A 15,710-nucleotide genomic window follows, 5' to 3' on the forward strand; every position below is an offset into this window, starting at 1 on the left:
TGGCTCCATGGCACTATTTTGATGAACAGACTGCTGCACGGCTTACCCTGCATGGCATTGGCTTACCTGTGCTGCACATCGCTCCTGAGCAACGATGCCGCACGGGCGGATACCCTTCCCCCATTTGCTCCGGCAGTCCCCCTTGTTGTGGCTGGGCCAGTCAGCTTTGCGCCCCTTGTGCGCAAAGTTGTGCCTGCCGTGGTGAACATTGCCGTGACCCGGGATGATTTTGCAGCAGACAACCACCACAAGCTTCCCTCCTCGGTTAAGGGCACACCACTGGAACGGCGCTACCGCGAGCGGATGCGCCACCATGGAGATGAGCTTCTGGAAGCGGGGTCGGGGTTCCTTATTGCTCCCAGCGGTATCATTGTAACCAATGGCCATGTGGTGGAAGATGCGGACACCATTACCGTCTCCCTTGCCAGCGGAAAGGAATTTACTGCAACGCTTGTAGGCGTGGACCCGCTGACGGATATTGCCGTTATCAAAATCATCAGCCCTGATCCCCTGCCATTTGTGGAATGGGGCGATAGCCGACAGGTGCAGGTCGGGGACTGGATTATGGCGGCAGGCAATCCGTTTGGTCTGGGATCTTCCGTGACCGCTGGCATTGTGTCCGCCCGCGGGCGGGACATAGGAGCCAGCCCGTTTGATGATTTTTTGCAGCTCGACGCACCAATCAACCCCGGCAATTCAGGAGGACCAACCTTTAACCTTGCCGGGCAGGTGGTTGCCCTGAATACGGCCATTGTTTCCCCCACAGGGGGGTCGGTCGGACTTGGATTTTCCATTCCATCCGAAATTGTTATCCCTATTGTGGAAACCCTGCGCCAGACCGGGCACATAGACCGCGGCTGGCTAGGAGCCACCCTGGATGATGTGGCGATTCATAATGGCACCAAGGTAACGGAAGTGGACCGCGACAGCCCGGCAGCGCGCGGCGGCTTGCGCAAGGGGGATATTATTACCATGCTTAATGGGGAGCATGTGGATACAGCCCGCGCCATGATCCGTGCGATTGCCGCCGCTAAGCCGGGGAGCAATGCAACACTGGCCATTCTACGAAACAACCACCCCCAGACCCTGAGCATACGCGTGGGTCTACGCCCCATATCCGAGGATGGCGGTTTTCATTGATCAGATCATGGCCAGCGCTTCCTTGCGCACAGGCGGCGCAAACGCTGCATCCAGTTCGGCCAGATCCTGCTCCGTTAACACCAGTTCCCCCGCAGCCAGATTAAGGCGCATGTGCTCAACCGTTCCCGCCTTGGGGATGGCCAGCATGTTGGGCTGGCGTAGCACCCATGCCAACGCAACCTGTGCGGGTGTTGCCTTGCCCTGCGATGTTGCATGGCGCGCAGCAACCTGCCCCAGTGCAGGGTTTGCCAGCAAAGCCCCACCCTGCCCGATGGGAGAATAAGCCATGGTTACAACCTGCCGCTGCTGATCTGCTGCAAGCAGGTCATATTCGACCCCCCGATGCTCCAGACTGTAAAGCACCTGATTAACCGCGCACTCCCCCACACCAGAACAGCGCTGCAGGTCCTGCATATCGTCCGTATCAAAGTTGGAAACACCCCAATGCCGGATCAGACCTTCGTGCTGGAGTGTGCGAAAAGCCTCCACGGTTTCGGCCAAAGGCACATGACCCCGCCAGTGCAGCAGGTAAAGATCCAGCCAGTCTGTTCCCAGATGTTTGAGTGAACGGCGGCAGCTTTGTGCAACGGCTTTGGCCGTGGCGTTGGTAGGCAGAACCTTGCTAACCAGAAAAACCCGCTTGCGCATGGGGGCAATAGCCTCCCCCACCAGTATTTCCGAGCGGCCATTCCCATACATTTCTGCCGTGTCCACGACCTGTACGCCATGGTCAATCGCATAGCGCAGGCTTGCTATTTCCTCCTCCCTTCGGGTGGTGGAATCGCCCATGTTCCATGTCCCCACCCCCAGTGCGGGCAGAACTGTACCATCAGACAGGGTTACGGTTGTGGCCATTGTCGGGTTTCTCCTTGTGCTAACGCACCATACGGCAACATGGAACGTTTGGTTCGAGTTCTTTTCCGCTCCATGGCAAGACTCTGTTATAGGGGATATATGACCCAGATCGGCTTTTACCACCTGACCCGCACCAGCTTGACCGAAGCCCTGCCCGTATTGCTCTCCCGTACGCTGGAAAGCGGGCAAAAAGCCGTAGTCTGGTGCACGGACAAAGCCTTGCTGGATGAGTTGGATAAAGCGCTTTGGCAGGTTTCCACCCCACGGTGGCTACCCCATGGCAGCGCAGGCATTGCCTGCCCGGACCTGCAACCCATCTGGCTAAGCACGGGGGATGACCACCCTAATGAGGGGCGTTTTCTGTTTTTAACGCAAAACAGGGAATGCGCGGAGCCAGAGCAGTTTGAGCGGATATTCGATCTGTTTGATGGTCATGACGAGACCGCAGTTGCCGCCGCACGGAAACGATGGGCACAGGCCCAAAAAGCCGGACATGATCTGGCTTACTGGCGGCAGGAAGAGAAAGGCTGGAAGCGGGCACGTTAAGTTAATAAGACCCAGCCTGCCCGGCCCTGCGGGCAGGCTGGAATATCGGGCAGGAATTAGCCCTGCTCAAACCCATTGCGCACAAAGCGGTCAAGCAGACGTACACCAAAGCCGGTTGCCCCTTTAGGCTGACCGTTTTTGGCTTTGCTGGCCCATGCCACACCGGCAATGTCCAGATGGGCCCAAGGTGTTTCACCCACAAAACGCTTGAGGAACTGTGCCGCGGTAATGGAACCGCCTGCACGGCCGCCACTAATGTTCTGCATATCCGCAATATCGGACTTCAGCAGGGCATCATATTCCTTGCCCATAGGCATCCGCCACAGCTTTTCCCCCGTAAAGGCACCGGCATCTGCCAGACCAACGGCCAGTGCATCATCATTGGAGAACAGGCCTGCGTATTCATGACCAAGCCCAACAATGATCGCCCCGGTCAGGGTCGCCAGATCCACCATGAGGCGAGGGGCAAAGCGGTCGCGCGCATACCACAGCACATCGGCCAGAACCAAACGGCCCTCGGCATCGGTATTCAGCACTTCAATCGTCTGGCCAGATGCACTGCGCACCACATCCCCCGGACGCTGGGCTGTGCCGGACACCATGTTTTCGACCAGACCAACCAGACCGACCGCGTTAACCGCAGCCTTGCGCAGCGCCAGTGTGGTCATAAGCCCGGTCACCGTGGCAGCCCCGGCCATATCCCACTTCATGTCTTCCATGCCAGCGGCGGGTTTGATGGAAATACCACCCGAGTCAAAAGTAACCCCCTTGCCCACAAAGGCCAGAGGAGCCTCGCCTTCCTTGCCGCCGTTCCAGCGCATTACAACCATGCGCGGCTCATTCGCACTGCCCTGTGCCACACCAAGCAGAGCACCAAAGCCCAGCGTGGTCATGGCGGCACGGTCCATGACTTCCACTTCCAGCCCATGGGCACGCAGGGTCGTCGCACGTTCGGCAAATTCTGCCGGGGTCAGCACGTTGGCCGGTTCGCTCACCAGGTCACGCGTCAGCACGACGCCGCGCGCCACAGCCTGCAGGGAAGGCCACAGTGCTTCGGATACGCTTGCGTGCTCGCCCAGTACGGCCAGATCGGCCAGCCGGTGTTTTTTATCCTCTTCAGCCGCGGTTTTCTGGTACAGACCAAAATGGTAAGCCCCCAGAACCGCACCCAGCGCCACATGGGCAGCCAGCTCGCCGGACAAATCGCCCACAGCCAGAGCGGCAGCGGGCGCACGGCTTAACAGCGATGCAGCAAGACCACCGGCCTTTTCCGCCACCCAGGCATCCACATCGGCAGATTTGCCAAGCCCGACCAGCACAACGCGTTCAAACTGGGCAGAGGGAGCCAGAACAACACAGCTTGTTCCATCCTTACCCTTAAACCCGTCCGCTTCGGCGCTGCGGCTTAATGCGCCATGGGTTGCCTTATCAACTGCGTGAAAAACCGCAGACCGCGCGTCACCTTCGGGCACCAGAATAGCCAGCGCGCCACCTGTGGGCTGTGTCTGGGTGGAAAATGAAATCTGTAGCATGGTTCTGACCGATCTCCCTGAAAACCACATCTTTTCTGCCTAAGTCTCCCTCCCTGTCTTGGCAATAGCCACACAGACCCGCATTCCCATATTGCACGATAAACACGCAGGAACGCATGACAGGGCATGACGGCAGCCCCAAGCTGGCGTATGCTAGGAGCATGACCATCCTTGCAGATAAAGACCTGCTGGCTCTTGCCGCCAGACTGGCCGATGAAGCCGCCGAAATCATCCGTACCATCCGTGCGCGTGGTTTTGAAACCGTGACCAAGACCGACTCCTCCCCGGTAACGGAGGCGGACCACGCTGCGGAAGCCCACATCCTGCGGGGGCTACGCGCGGCAACACCCTACATTCCCGTTATTGCGGAAGAAGAAGTTGCCGCTGGTCTGCAGGCCTCAGCCACGCCATCCTACTGGCTGGTGGACCCGCTGGATGGCACGCGGGAGTTTGCCGCCGGACGGGATGATTTTACTGTTAACATCGGTCTTGTTCGTGATGGCCATGCCGTGCTGGGCGCAATGGCCCTGCCAGCCTACCACCAGCTCTATACCGGAGGCGTGGGACTTGGCGCACACCGCACGGACAAGCAGGGCACACAGGCCATTCATACACGCAAGCCCCCTGCGGAAGGGCTGACTGTTCTGGCATCGCGCCATCATGCGGATGATACGCGTCTGGCCGAATACCTGAACAACCAGCCCATTGCGCATTTGGGCAATATTGGCTCGGCAGTAAAATTTGCACGTGTTGCGGAAGGGCTGGTGGACCTGTACCCCCGCCTTGGCCCAACCATGGAGTGGGATACGGCTGCCCCGCAGGCCATTGTGGAAGCCGCAGGTGGCCATATTACTCTCCTTGATGGCGCACCCCTTATTTACGGCAAGGCAGGCTGGAAAAACCCACCTTTTGTCTGTACCGGAACACGATAAACAGGGTAGCCCCGCCGTAGCCTCTTTACGCAGGGTGCTCCTGTTGCCAAAACACTGCCAGCCTCACTGATCGGCCTACGGATTGCACCCTGTTGCCATGAGAAAACCATGACCAGACGTCTGGATGCCACCGAAAGCGGCATTGCCACAGCCGCAAGCATACTCCGTGCTGGCGGCCTTGTGGCGTTTGGCACGGAAACCGTTTACGGGCTTGGTGCGGACGCCAGCCAGCCGGAGGCTGTAGCCCGTATTTTTGAAGCCAAGAACAGGCCCCGCTTTAACCCGCTGATCAGCCACTTTGCCCATGCTCAGGCAGCTTTTACGCAGGTTGTGCCAAATCCGCTGGCCCTGCGGTTGGCGCAGACCTTCTGGCCCGGACCGCTCACACTTATTCTCCCCCGTGCGCCGGGTTGCATTATTAGCGATCTGGCGGCCGATGGATTGTCCAGTCTGGCCGTGCGTGTGCCTGCCAATGAGGTCGCCCGCGCATTGCTGGAACTGGTGGACCGCCCCATAGCGGCCCCTTCCGCCAATCGCTCTGGCCGTATCAGCCCGGTTGATGCCGCACATGTGCTGGAAGAACTCGACGGCAGAATAGACGCCGTGCTGGACAGTGGCCCCTGCACCGTTGGGTTGGAAAGCACCGTGGTGGACCTGACAGACCCACAAAACCCATGCCTGCTGCGCCCCGGTGGTGTAACGCTGGAAGAGCTGCAGGCCATCTGCCCGCAGATAAACCTGCCGCAGACCACGCATGATGTAGCCCCCCATTCCCCCGGCCGTATGATCTCGCATTACGCCCCGCACCTCCCCGTCAGGCTTGATGCCCTGCATGTTCAGGCGGATGAGGCTCTGCTGGCCTTTGGCGCACCCCGTGCCACTCAGGCTCCCCTTGTATGGAACCTGAGCACCAGAGGTAATCTGGAAGAGGCCGCAGCACGGCTGTTTACCGGCCTGCGTACACTCGACCAGGAAGGGCAGGCATTAGGGTTAAGCCGCATTGCCGTGCAGCCCATTCCCCAGTACGGTCTGGGCCGCGCCATTCAGGACCGTTTGAACCGCGCTGCCGCCCCCCGCCCGCAAAACGGCACACAGGGGAGCATTCCATGACCGAGATTGACCCCAAGGAACTCAAAATCCTATCGGACATTCTGGCTCTGGTGCTTGAGGAGCACCCCGGTCAGTCGGACAATGCCTTGCAGGCCCTGCGTAACCGGGCCCGCAAAAACAGCACAACAGGTGGTGCCCTCAAAAACCTGTTCCAGACCATTGCGGCCAACCCGTCCAAAGCAAAAACTGCGGCACGGCAAGCCAGCACACGGGCCTCGGCCAGCAAGGCCAAATCTACGGACATGCCTGACCAGTACCGCATACAACTGCGCGAAATGGCCGATAGCATTACCCGGCTGGACCGCAACTTACGGGTTGCCCACTCGCAGAACGAAACGCTCAAATCCGAACTTTACCTGACCCAGAAATCCCGCGCGGAACTCCAGACTCATCTGGCAACACTCCAGTCCAGCGCACGCAACAAAAAGCCGGTAACCATTGCCATTAGTCTGCTTGTTGGCTTGCTGGTTGGCGTTGCCGGGTCGCAGGCGGCGCATGTCCTGCGCCCCGCACCCGCCCATACTGTAGCCGATAACACGCATTATCTTTACTAAAGGGCTGCCAGTCGGCCTTTTTTGTCTTTTTGTGCTTTTGCAGGGAAAACCAGAGCCATGCCACAAACGCCCCTTGCCCCGCCCCTCCATGATGCGCTGGTGCAAATTCTTGGTCCATCAGGCGTGCTGACCAACCCTGCGGATACAGAAGCCTTTTGCGTGGACTGGCGCGCACTTTACCATGGCCGCTGCGCAGCCGTGCTGCGCCCTGCCAATACCGAAGAATGTGCAAAAGTCATTGCCCTGTGCCACGAATACAATGTGCCCATGGTGCCGCAGGGTGGAAACACCAGCATGGTTGGTGGCGCAACCCCGGATGCAACCGGGCAGGCGGTTGTTATTTCCACCACCCGCATGAACCAGATCCACAGCATTGACCATGCAGACCTGAGCATGACCGTAGATGCAGGTGTGACCCTTAAAGCAGCACAAGATGCAGCCAGTGCGCAGGGTTTGCTGCTCCCCCTATCCATCTCTTCCGAAGGGTCGGCGGATATTGGTGGTATTCTGGCAACCAATGCAGGCGGCAACAACACGGTGCGTTATGGAAATGCACGGGAACTGGCCCTTGGCCTGAAGGCCGTACTGCCCGATGGCAGTGTGCTGGACCTTATGCGCAAGCTGCGCAAAGACAACACCGGTTATGCCCTGCGCCAGTTACTTGTAGGGTCGGAAGGTACACTGGGCCTTATTACGCAGGCGGTTATTCAACTACAGCCCGCCCCCCGCTCGCGCGAGACGGCTCTTTGCGCGGTGGAAAATACCCAAGGTGCTCTGGACCTGTTTGCGGCATTCCGTAAACAGGACCCTTCCGCCATTCATGCGTTTGAATATATGTCTGGCACATCCATGGCGCTGGTTAACGCCCTGATCGAAGGCGCAAGCCTGCCTCTGGAGGCTCCGGCTCCGGCCTATGTGCTGGTGGAACTCGCCAGCCCCCGTGGAGATGATAGCCTGCGTAGCCTTATGGAAAACGTGCTGGGCAACGCGCTGGAAGAAGGACTGGTCACAGACGCCGTTCTGGCCGAAAGCGAAAGCCAGCGCCAAGGTCTATGGATGATCCGCGAGGAACATGCCGAAGCCCAGAAACGGGCTGGTGCCTCTGTTAAAAACGATATTTCCGTTCCGCTGGCAGCCATACCGGAGTTTATTGAAAAAGCCACCAAAGCCTGTGAGGCTCTTATTCCCGGTATCCGGGTAGCCCCCTTTGGTCACATTGGGGATGGGAATATCCACTTTAATCTGGTGCAGCCAGAAGGTGCGGATGCCGCTGCATTTCTGGCACAGGATCACGCCATTATGGATACCGTGGCCGAAGTCGTGCGTATGCTGGATGGGTCTTTTTCCGCCGAGCATGGCGTAGGCCAACTTAAAACCTATATGATGCCATCCTGGCGTGGTGGTGCAGAACTGCAGACCATGCGCCGGATTAAAGCAGCCATTGACCCGCAGAACCTGATGAACCCGGGCAAGGTCTTACCCCCCGCCTGATCAGACTGCCTGACGACCACCGGAAGAATAGTCCTTTTTCTGGTGGTCGCTGCGCAAACATACGCCAAGTGCAAAGCCCTGCACGGCAAGATATTTATGGGCGACGAAAAGAAAAACTCAGTGTTGGGTACCAAAAACACAGAATTTGCAAAATAAACGCCGGAACAACAATTAATCCGGGGTCCCAGCCAGCCATTACAATAGCAAGGGCAGTCAGAACAGGTGCAATCGCCCGTTCCAGCTTTGCGCCTTCGGGCGCATTGCACGCCAGCACGGAGCACACGCCCCCCACCCCCAGCAATCCGGCAGCCATAATCGCATACAGCGGGTGTGTTGTGGTTACCGGCACCAACCCATCATGCATACTGGACAGGGAGGAAAGGTCTGATGACCAGCCCGCCAGCCCAAACAAAAAGCTGAACGGCAGCACAAGAACGCCAAACACTTCGCGCAGCAGCCCCACAAAGCCCATAACAACAGGGGGTAGCAGCACACACGCCACCCCAAGTGCAACATCCAGAACCAGAAGGGCCAGTGCTGGGGTGACGGTATTATTTTTCATGAGGATAAACCCCTAGCCACACAGTCAGGGGTTAGTCCTTCCACCATTTAACGGGCTGTGGCTCGTCCTCATGACCTGCAACCTCTACCACTTCCGGTTCCTTGCGCGGACGCCCGCGTGGTTTGGCCTCCAGCTGGCGGCGCAGGTTTGCCACTTCGGCTTCCAGTTCTTCCATCTGGCGGCGTCCGGCACGAATTTCGCGCCCGGCATTGGCCAGTTCGGCATCCCGCTCAGCCAGTTTGTTTTTCTGTTCGGCAATCAGGGCATCTGCATGGCCAATACGGGTCGTTAACCCGCGCTGGGTTGCCTGCATGTCCGCCAACTGGCGTTCGCTTTCTTCCACCCGCAGTTTTTCTTCCGCCAACTGGCGGCGCAGGCGGGAAAGCTCGCTGTTATCTTCTTCATTAAAATGCACAGCGCGGGAGGTCCCTGCCACACGGGGCATGGCCACTGTACGCGGCGTTGTGCGGGCAAGGGAGTGTTTTTCCACCTGCACTTCGCCATCACGCACAAAGCGGCGGCGCTTGTTATTGGTATTTTCAGCAGCAGGGCGAGGCTGCGGAGGAGCAGACGAACGGGAACGGGCGGAATGGCCAAGGCGTTCCAGCGCATTACGCATGGACGCTTCTTCCAGCCCTTCCTCATTATCCCTGTCTACTACGGGGGAAGACAGAAAAGATGATGTATTCATGAATTCAGATGTCACGTTTCAGATATTTTATGGTCTGTTTATAAGCTGCCAGAAAACCGATTCGACTTTTTTACTAAGGTCTGGTCAAAAACAGGTTTAAGGCACCTGCCTTGTTACCAAACACATGATAAAAACAGAGAAATGGTCGCAGCACCGGCAGCTAAGGTATTTTACACATTGCCGCGCAGGCAATGTCTGCTGCCAGTCCGTCTACCACACCCCCCTGCTTTTTCCAAGGGGTTGTCTACCCTACAGCTCTTTTTTGCCATTTGGTACAGGTTGCCACACAACATCCGTCTGTCCATCATGATTAAAATGACGGGCAAGAACAAAAAAGTAATCAGATAATCTGTTCAGTAATTTCAACAAAACCGGATTAACACGCTCCTGCCGGGCCAAAGCCACCATACGCCGCTCGGCCCGGCGGACCTGTGTACGCGCCAGGTGCGCCCATGCTGCCGCCACGGAACCACCAGGCAGCACAAACCCGGCCAGTGGCGTTTGGGCGGCACGCAATTCTTCTATTCTGCTTTCAATAACCAACAGGGCACTTTCTTCCACCCGATGTGCACGGTCGGCCATTGGGCCTTCTTCCGGCAGGCAAATATCCGCCCCCATATCAAACAGTAAATTCTGCACCGCACTCAACTGGTGCGCCACACTTTTTCCGTCCGGTGTGTGGGCCTGCACCAGACCGATCAGGGCGTTAACCTCGTCCAGTGTGCCAAGCACCTCTATCCGGGCTTCATCCTTGGCAACACGTGTTCCATCACCGAGCGATGTCTGTCCGCCATCGCCCCCACGGGTCACCACCTTATCAATCCGTATGGCCATGACATGCCCCTTTAGGTACTGAAATATTCCGCCATTCGGCAAAAACGCACAACGCCACCCCCCGTTGCACCGGCAGAATTACGGGTGGCGCACCTTACGCGCTATTCCCGTTTGGTGCAGAGACGCCTATACACCATCTATGCTGACTGGACCCTTCCTTACACGCCTGTGGTGCATCTGTGGTGCACTCTTTGTTGCAACCGGGACAATTATGGGCGCATTGACCGCCCATCTGCCCGATGCCCATTTTGCTGAAGGCGGAAGAGCCATGGCACGCAGCGCCATGGATATGCAAATGTGGCAGGGCATTGCCCTTGTGGCACTGGGGCTTGGGCTGGCCCAGCGCACCAACCGCCTGCTCCTTGCCGGGGGCTGTGGTGTTGTGGTGGGAACATCCCTGTTTTGCGCCGGTGTGTATGACACGGCCTTTACAGGCCACCACGGCAGCCACATTGCGCCAACTGGCGGCAGCATTCTTATTGGCTCGTGGCTGGTGCTGGCTGCAGGCTGGATGCGCCGGGCATGAGCGCAAGCATACAGGCCGCATGGCTGGCTGCCGATGGGCTAAAGCACGTTCTGCAAGAGGACCTACTGCTCCGTGGCGTTACGGTAACGCAGTGGCATGGAATGCTCGCACTTTCCTCCCAAAAGCCGGTTTATTCTCCATGGGCGCTGGATATATGGACTGCTCCGCAAAAGGTTAACATCCAATCCATCCGCGATGCGTCCGATACGCTGCGCGCCATCCAGCGTAACTGGAGCCTGTATGCCGCAGACTGCTTCCGCCGTGCCGGGCTGATTGTGCAAAAGCTGCCGCCTGTCAAAGCTGCACCTCTTGTTTTTCCTGCGCACACTCCCACCAGCCCACTTGGGGCATGGACCTTGCTCAACACGTCCACCATGCTGTTCTCCGCCACAAAAAGCAGCCCGTTCGTTAATGGTGCTCCAGAGTTTGTGGAAAACAGGACGGATCCTCCATCCCGCGCTTATTTAAAACTCTGGGAAGCATGTACCCGCCTTGGGCGCTGGCCAGTTGCGGGCGAGCGCTGTTATGATCTGGGGGCAACACCGGGGGGCTGGACGTGGGCGCTGGCAACCCTTGGCGCGCAGGTTACCGCGTTTGACCGGGCACCTCTGGCACCCTCCGTTGCCGCCATGCCCGGCGTTTGCTTTGAACAGGCCAGTGCCTTTGGGTTAGACCCCAAGCAACTCGCTGCTGTAGACTGGGTTTTTTCCGATATTATAGCCTACCCCCAGCGCCTTCTGCGCTTAACCCGCGCATGGATTGAATCCGGGCAGACCAAAAATATTGTTCTGACCGTCAAATTCCAAGGCGATACAGACCACGAAACCGTTGCAGCGTTTGAAGCCATACCCGGTGGCGCACTGGCGCACCTTGCCCACAACAAACATGAGCTGACATTTTTCTGGTCCCAGGAAGCTGCTCTTAAAGGCCAGTCCCCCCTCCCTCCCAACGCATTCTGATTTTATCAGCAGCGTTTAGCAGGGGTTCAATACCCCTGTTCAGGAACGTCTGGTCGTTCCACGCTGGAGCAGGCGTTCCAGAATGTGCACCAGCAACACAGCCACACCAAAGCACAGAACCATAAGAACAATGGCAACTGTTTTTTGCGTTTGAGCCTGTCCGTCCGATGCCAGAAAATGCAGAATATCACCCCCCACATGGCTACCTGTCAGGCTGTCCAACCGGGGGAGAATGCTCAGCACCCAGCGGAGCAGCAACACCAGAGCCGCAGTCAGCCCTACGGTGGCACCTGTTTTAAGCAGGGTACGCCCAATGCTGCCATCCTCTTGCGCCATACCGGTTACCGGCTGCTACTGGAGTGTTTGCGCATCTGGGCCTGATGCTTCTGCACAGATGCTTTTAGCCCCGGCACGTCCGGCGCGACCAGCGTATCCACATAGGTATTTTTCTTCCATACCCAACGGTCAGACCCATCAACCAGTATATCCTTCATACCACCATGGGTGGTTGGCAACAGTTCCACCGGACCACTTACGGAATCCAGAACTTTGGTCCACTGGCCATGGCGCATAAGATACACATCTGTTGAGCACCCAGCCGACCCGCAAAGGCTGGCGGCCTGAACCTGTACAAAAAGCCCCATGTTTTTACCATTGGCAGACAAGGGAGCGGAGCCAACCAGCACCAGTGGCCTGTCCTTATGCCGTGCGGCAGCCGCCAGATCATCCGCATTGAGCAATCTGGCGGCATGGTCCAGTTCCGTGCCGCGCTGGGCGGTAAGCACTACGGGTTCACCTTTGGTGTGTGCAGCCCCTCCACGCTGGCTGTGCGTTGCGGCATGTGCAACTGCATAACCGGGAACAACGCATGACAAGCCTGCCAGCACACAATACAACCCCACACGATGCATCAAGCGCGCATTCCTTAATTTGTAAGATCCTGAGCAACACATACTCTATGGAGTAGACCCCAAGCATGTCCGAACAGACAAGCCAAAATGCCACAAATGAGCAGACCGAACACCCCCGCCCCGGTCTCTACCGCCATTATAAAGGCGGTTTATACACCGTAATCTGTGTAGGGCAGCACAGCGAGACCGAGGAGTGGCTGGTAACTTACCGGAGCGAGGCTCTGGGGAGCTACTGGGTGCGCCCCCTGAGCATGTGGCAGCAAAGCGTAAATGGCGTGCCACGCTTTGCGTATATTGGTGAGGATGAACAAAAAAACCGTGGCGTATAGGCAAGACCACCCATACGCCCCATAACAGGCAGCCTAGCCTGCCTGCCCGGCAACCTGTACCATAATTTCGTGCACAATATCCGGGTCTGACAAGGTGGATAAATCCCCCAGATTGTCCAGATCATGCGCAGCAATCTTGCGCAGCAGGCGGCGCACAATCTTGCCAGAACGGGTTTTAGGCAGATCGCGCACAACGTAAATCTGTTCGGGCACCGCGTAACGGCCTACACCATCAGCAATGGCGCGGCGTACGACGGCGGGGTCCAGACTCCCGTCCCTGCGTGGCACAACAAACACAACCAGCCCCTGCCCTTTGAGGTCATGTGGCACGCCAACAGCGGCACTTTCCACAACCTCGGCATCGGTCGCAACGGCGTCTTCAATTTCTGCCGTGCCAATCCGGTGGCCAGAGACATTGACCACATCATCCACCCGCCCCGTAATCCAGACATAACCATCTGCCTCGCGCCGGGCACCATCGCCCGAAAAATAACGTCCGGGGCATGTGGTAAAATAGGTCTGGCGAAAACGTGCATGGTCCTGCCACAAGGTCATGGCCTGCCCCGGCCATGAGCGGTTCATGCACAGCAGGCCATCCCCTGCACCAGTGACTTCGGTCTGGGTCTGGGCTTCCACCAGCACCGCCTCTACCCCCGGCAACGGAAGGCCAGCAGCACCCGGTTTGCCCGGCACCTGTCCGGCACTGGCGGTAATCATGACGCCTCCAGTCTCGGTCTGCCACCATGTATCCACCACCGGACAGCACTTGCGGCCGACCTCATCATGGAACCACTGCCATGCTTCAGGACTAATCGGTTCCCCCACAGTGCCCAGCACACGCAGGCTGGCAAGCGAACGACTGCGCACAACATTCGCATCTTCGCGCATGGCAGCACGCACAACGGTGGGCGACGTATAAAATACGCTCACGTTATTACGGTCTATCACATCCCACCAGCGGCCCGGTTCAGGCCAGGAGGGTAATCCTTCGTAGATCAGGATTGTCGCACCATTGCACAGGGGGCCGTACACAACATAGGTATGGCCCGTAATCCAGCTTGTATCCGCAGTGCACCAGAAAACATCGTTAGGCTGGGCCGCAAAAACCACCTCATGCGTATAAGATGCCCAGACCAGATACCCACCCGTACCATGCACAACGCCTTTTGGCCGACCCGTGCTGCCAGAGGTGTACATAAGGAACAGGGGGTCACACGCATTCATGACTTCTGGCGGGCAGTCTGGTATTTCCATCGCCACTTCCGCTGCGTAGGACAGGTCCCGCCCCGGCTGCATGGGCACATCCGTACCCGTTACAGGCACCACCAGCACATGCCGCACAGCGCAAGCTGAACCACAGGCCTGCAATGCCTCATCCATGGTCACCTTGCTGGGAATGGCCTTGGCACCGCGCCGCGCCACGTCGGCCGTAATCACAACGACCGCACCGCTATCCACAAGCCGCTCGGCCAGACCTTCAGCCGAAAAACCGCCAAACAGCACAACATGAATGGCGCCAATACGCGCACAGGCGAGCATGGAAACCACGCCCTCGGCCACCATGGGCAGATGGATGGCAACGCGGTCCCCACGACCAACTCCCAACCTGCGCAGGGTATTGGCAAGGCGACACACCTGCGCGTGGAGTTCGCGGTAGGTCAGCACCTCTTTTTGCCCGGCCTCCTGCCCTTCCCAGATCAGAGCCACCTTGTCGGGCTGGTTGAGAACATGCCGGTCAAGGCAGTTTTCGGCCACATTAAGCTGACCATCCTCGTACCACGCAATACGGACATCACCGCCAAAATCGGAGCGGCAAGCCTGAGACGGCGTTTTATGCCAGACCAGTCGGCGCGCCTGCGATAGCCAGAAGTGCTCCGGATCGCGTTGCGCACGCTGCACTTGATCAAGATAGCGATCAGAGACGGCTGCCTCCGCCGTGCAGGGGAACATATCTTCCACTCGGACTGGTCCTTTCATTTACGTTCTTATTTTGCACCCGAACCAGATGGTCTTTGATCATATCACGCCTGTATAGGAAAGGCATACACAGGCCCAATGCGTGGAAAATATGCGAATTTGAACATAAAAAAAGACTGGCCATCTGCATGACCAGTCTTTTTGTTATGCCGTTTTAATGCCTTACCTTAAATTCCGGTCGGCGCGGAATAAGGCCTGCCCCCGAATTACAGAGCAGCTTTGGCACGTTCCAGAACAGCCTTGCAGGTCTTCTGGCGCAGCGGCAGGGTTGCCATGGCTACGGTGTAGGTCTGGTTGTTCACGCGGATCTGACCAGCAGAACCGATTGCATAGAACATATTGCCATCAGCGCCGTCAGACACAGCGTTGGTCTTCTTGTTATATTCCTGCAAAGTGCGGAATGCGTCATCATAATCAGGGACGTATTCATTCTGCACACAGTAGTTCAGCAGACCTGCGTTTTCTTTCGGGTCAACAGATGCAACATAACCCGATGGGTCCACGGTTGAGAGCATGGACGTGTCTCCCCCACGGATAACCGGAATGTTGAGGGTCTGGTCCTCAGCATGAGCAAGCACGGGCACGGATGCCAGCACGGACGTGGTAAGGGCTAGCGCCGACAGGGCACGCACGGCAAACAGTTTCATTCAGAATCTCCCAAACGGAATATGCGCCAAACTGCCCCGTAACCCCCGCAAAGATCAAGCAGCCCCCACGCGCACAAAAAACATGGCTGCCCACAGTCCTGTCCATATGGGTGT

18 protein-coding genes are annotated in these 15,710 nt (G+C 57.8%); 9 read left to right on the top strand and 9 right to left on the bottom strand.

The genetic code is table 11. The features are described from left to right. Nucleotides 1–21 precede the first annotated feature (21 nt). Nucleotides 22–1,140, top strand: coding sequence for a S1C family serine protease (locus Absy_RS04140; protein WP_048853475.1), 1,119 nt, complete (start codon nt 22–24; stop codon nt 1,138–1,140). On the opposite strand, the gene Absy_RS04145 is transcribed toward Absy_RS04140, so the two are convergent. Further along, the gene (locus Absy_RS04145) at nt 1,141–1,995 is read right to left on the bottom strand and encodes an aldo/keto reductase (protein ID WP_048853476.1); all 855 of its coding nucleotides are present in this window, start codon (nt 1,993–1,995) and stop codon (nt 1,141–1,143) included. It abuts the gene before it with no gap. A gap of 99 nt (nt 1,996–2,094) precedes the next feature. Between Absy_RS04145 and Absy_RS04150 the strand changes: the two genes are divergently transcribed. Beyond that, entirely contained in the window at nt 2,095–2,541 is a 447-nt protein-coding gene (locus Absy_RS04150; RefSeq protein ID WP_048853477.1) for a DNA polymerase III subunit chi, read from the top strand. A 56-nt stretch (nt 2,542–2,597) separates the two neighbouring features. Here Absy_RS04150 and Absy_RS04155 read toward each other — a convergent pair whose 3' ends face one another. Continuing rightward, nucleotides 2,598–4,073, bottom strand: coding sequence for a leucyl aminopeptidase (locus Absy_RS04155; RefSeq protein WP_048853478.1), 1,476 nt, complete (start codon nt 4,071–4,073; stop codon nt 2,598–2,600). Nucleotides 4,074–4,234: 161 nt separating this feature from the next. Between Absy_RS04155 and cysQ the strand changes: the two genes are divergently transcribed. From cysQ to Absy_RS04175, 4 genes are all read left to right on the top strand, one after another. Further along, nucleotides 4,235–5,005 (top strand): 3'(2'),5'-bisphosphate nucleotidase CysQ, encoded by a 771-nt coding sequence (gene cysQ, locus Absy_RS04160; RefSeq protein ID WP_048853583.1) that lies wholly within the window; start codon nt 4,235–4,237, stop codon nt 5,003–5,005. Between the two features lie 108 nt (nt 5,006–5,113). After that, nucleotides 5,114–6,115: an L-threonylcarbamoyladenylate synthase gene (locus tag Absy_RS04165; RefSeq protein WP_048853479.1), complete on the top strand. Its 1,002-nt coding sequence runs from the start codon at nt 5,114–5,116 to the stop codon at nt 6,113–6,115. Beyond that, nucleotides 6,112–6,669: a hypothetical protein gene (locus Absy_RS04170; RefSeq protein ID WP_048853480.1), complete on the top strand. Its 558-nt coding sequence runs from the start codon at nt 6,112–6,114 to the stop codon at nt 6,667–6,669. Before Absy_RS04165 ends, Absy_RS04170 begins: the two co-directional genes overlap by 4 nt. Nucleotides 6,670–6,726: 57 nt before the next feature. Further along, nucleotides 6,727–8,160 carry an FAD-binding oxidoreductase gene (locus Absy_RS04175; protein WP_048853481.1) on the top strand — a complete coding sequence of 478 codons (1,434 nt, stop codon included), beginning with the start codon at nt 6,727–6,729 and terminating at the stop codon, nt 8,158–8,160. 94 nt (nt 8,161–8,254) lie between these two features. Here Absy_RS04175 and Absy_RS04180 read toward each other — a convergent pair whose 3' ends face one another. The 3 genes from Absy_RS04180 to Absy_RS04190 form a co-directional block, all read right to left on the bottom strand. Beyond that, nucleotides 8,255–8,722 carry a hypothetical protein gene (locus tag Absy_RS04180; protein WP_048853482.1) on the bottom strand — a complete coding sequence of 156 codons (468 nt, stop codon included), beginning with the start codon at nt 8,720–8,722 and terminating at the stop codon, nt 8,255–8,257. Between the two features lie 31 nt (nt 8,723–8,753). Continuing rightward, nucleotides 8,754–9,413, bottom strand: coding sequence for a hypothetical protein (locus Absy_RS04185; protein WP_048853483.1), 660 nt, complete (start codon nt 9,411–9,413; stop codon nt 8,754–8,756). A gap of 249 nt (nt 9,414–9,662) precedes the next feature. Beyond that, nucleotides 9,663–10,247 carry a cob(I)yrinic acid a,c-diamide adenosyltransferase gene (locus Absy_RS04190; RefSeq protein WP_048853484.1) on the bottom strand — a complete coding sequence of 195 codons (585 nt, stop codon included), beginning with the start codon at nt 10,245–10,247 and terminating at the stop codon, nt 9,663–9,665. A gap of 139 nt (nt 10,248–10,386) precedes the next feature. On the opposite strand from Absy_RS04190, the gene Absy_RS04195 reads away from it, so the two are divergent. Next, nucleotides 10,387–10,773, top strand: a complete 387-nt coding sequence (locus Absy_RS04195; protein ID WP_084596880.1) for a DUF423 domain-containing protein — start codon at nt 10,387–10,389, stop codon at nt 10,771–10,773. Continuing rightward, nucleotides 10,770–11,732, top strand: a complete 963-nt coding sequence (locus Absy_RS04200) for an SAM-dependent methyltransferase (RefSeq protein ID WP_048853485.1) — start codon at nt 10,770–10,772, stop codon at nt 11,730–11,732. The genes Absy_RS04195 and Absy_RS04200 overlap by 4 nt, the downstream gene beginning before the upstream one ends. Nucleotides 11,733–11,771: 39 nt before the next feature. Here the strand turns inward: Absy_RS04200 and Absy_RS04205 are convergent, their stop codons facing one another. Both Absy_RS04205 and Absy_RS04210 read right to left on the bottom strand, forming a co-directional pair. Beyond that, the gene (locus Absy_RS04205) at nt 11,772–12,068 is read right to left on the bottom strand and encodes a hypothetical protein (protein WP_048853486.1); all 297 of its coding nucleotides are present in this window, start codon (nt 12,066–12,068) and stop codon (nt 11,772–11,774) included. A gap of 5 nt (nt 12,069–12,073) precedes the next feature. Further along, the gene (locus Absy_RS04210; RefSeq protein ID WP_146802565.1) at nt 12,074–12,643 is read right to left on the bottom strand and encodes a hypothetical protein; all 570 of its coding nucleotides are present in this window, start codon (nt 12,641–12,643) and stop codon (nt 12,074–12,076) included. A 65-nt stretch (nt 12,644–12,708) separates the two neighbouring features. Here Absy_RS04210 and Absy_RS04215 point away from each other — a divergent pair, with 65 nt between their 5' ends. Then, the gene (locus Absy_RS04215; protein WP_048853488.1) at nt 12,709–12,972 is read left to right on the top strand and encodes a DUF1653 domain-containing protein; all 264 of its coding nucleotides are present in this window, start codon (nt 12,709–12,711) and stop codon (nt 12,970–12,972) included. A 33-nt stretch (nt 12,973–13,005) separates the two neighbouring features. On the opposite strand, the gene acs is transcribed toward Absy_RS04215, so the two are convergent. After that, on the bottom strand, nt 13,006–14,949 hold the full coding sequence (gene acs / locus Absy_RS04220; protein WP_146802561.1) for an acetate--CoA ligase: 1,944 nt from the start codon (nt 14,947–14,949) through the stop codon (nt 13,006–13,008). A gap of 206 nt (nt 14,950–15,155) precedes the next feature. Continuing rightward, complete coding sequence (locus Absy_RS04225) at nt 15,156–15,596, bottom strand: hypothetical protein (RefSeq protein ID WP_048853489.1); 441 nt, start codon at nt 15,594–15,596, stop codon at nt 15,156–15,158. Nucleotides 15,597–15,710: the final 114 nt, after the last annotated feature.

It is taken from the genome of Acetobacter syzygii (genome assembly GCF_000964225.1).
Lineage (GTDB): Bacteria > Pseudomonadota > Alphaproteobacteria > Acetobacterales > Acetobacteraceae > Acetobacter > Acetobacter syzygii.

Excerpts from the sequence above, each read along its gene's own strand:
- Absy_RS04180 (WP_048853482.1), bottom strand. The coding sequence starts at position 8,722 with ATGAAAAATAATACCGTCACCCCAGCACTGGCCCTTCTGGTTCTGGAT.
- Absy_RS04175 (WP_048853481.1), top strand. The coding sequence starts at position 6,727 with ATGCCACAAACGCCCCTTGCCCCGCCCCTCCATGATGCGCTGGTGCAA.
- Absy_RS04215 (WP_048853488.1), top strand. The coding sequence starts at position 12,709 with ATGTCCGAACAGACAAGCCAAAATGCCACAAATGAGCAGACCGAACAC.
- Absy_RS04205 (WP_048853486.1), bottom strand. The coding sequence starts at position 12,068 with ATGGCGCAAGAGGATGGCAGCATTGGGCGTACCCTGCTTAAAACAGGT.
- cysQ (WP_048853583.1), top strand. The coding sequence starts at position 4,235 with ATGACCATCCTTGCAGATAAAGACCTGCTGGCTCTTGCCGCCAGACTG.
- Absy_RS04145 (WP_048853476.1), bottom strand. The coding sequence starts at position 1,995 with ATGGCCACAACCGTAACCCTGTCTGATGGTACAGTTCTGCCCGCACTG.
- Absy_RS04195 (WP_084596880.1), top strand. The coding sequence starts at position 10,387 with ATGCTGACTGGACCCTTCCTTACACGCCTGTGGTGCATCTGTGGTGCA.
- Absy_RS04170 (WP_048853480.1), top strand. The coding sequence starts at position 6,112 with ATGACCGAGATTGACCCCAAGGAACTCAAAATCCTATCGGACATTCTG.
- Absy_RS04140 (WP_048853475.1), top strand. The coding sequence starts at position 22 with ATGAACAGACTGCTGCACGGCTTACCCTGCATGGCATTGGCTTACCTG.
- Absy_RS04210 (WP_146802565.1), bottom strand. The coding sequence starts at position 12,643 with ATGCATCGTGTGGGGTTGTATTGTGTGCTGGCAGGCTTGTCATGCGTT.
- Absy_RS04150 (WP_048853477.1), top strand. The coding sequence starts at position 2,095 with ATGACCCAGATCGGCTTTTACCACCTGACCCGCACCAGCTTGACCGAA.
- Absy_RS04225 (WP_048853489.1), bottom strand. The coding sequence starts at position 15,596 with ATGAAACTGTTTGCCGTGCGTGCCCTGTCGGCGCTAGCCCTTACCACG.
- Absy_RS04185 (WP_048853483.1), bottom strand. The coding sequence starts at position 9,413 with ATGAATACATCATCTTTTCTGTCTTCCCCCGTAGTAGACAGGGATAAT.
- acs (WP_146802561.1), bottom strand. The coding sequence starts at position 14,949 with ATGAAAGGACCAGTCCGAGTGGAAGATATGTTCCCCTGCACGGCGGAG.
- Absy_RS04190 (WP_048853484.1), bottom strand. The coding sequence starts at position 10,247 with ATGGCCATACGGATTGATAAGGTGGTGACCCGTGGGGGCGATGGCGGA.
- Absy_RS04200 (WP_048853485.1), top strand. The coding sequence starts at position 10,770 with ATGAGCGCAAGCATACAGGCCGCATGGCTGGCTGCCGATGGGCTAAAG.
- Absy_RS04165 (WP_048853479.1), top strand. The coding sequence starts at position 5,114 with ATGACCAGACGTCTGGATGCCACCGAAAGCGGCATTGCCACAGCCGCA.
- Absy_RS04155 (WP_048853478.1), bottom strand. The coding sequence starts at position 4,073 with ATGCTACAGATTTCATTTTCCACCCAGACACAGCCCACAGGTGGCGCG.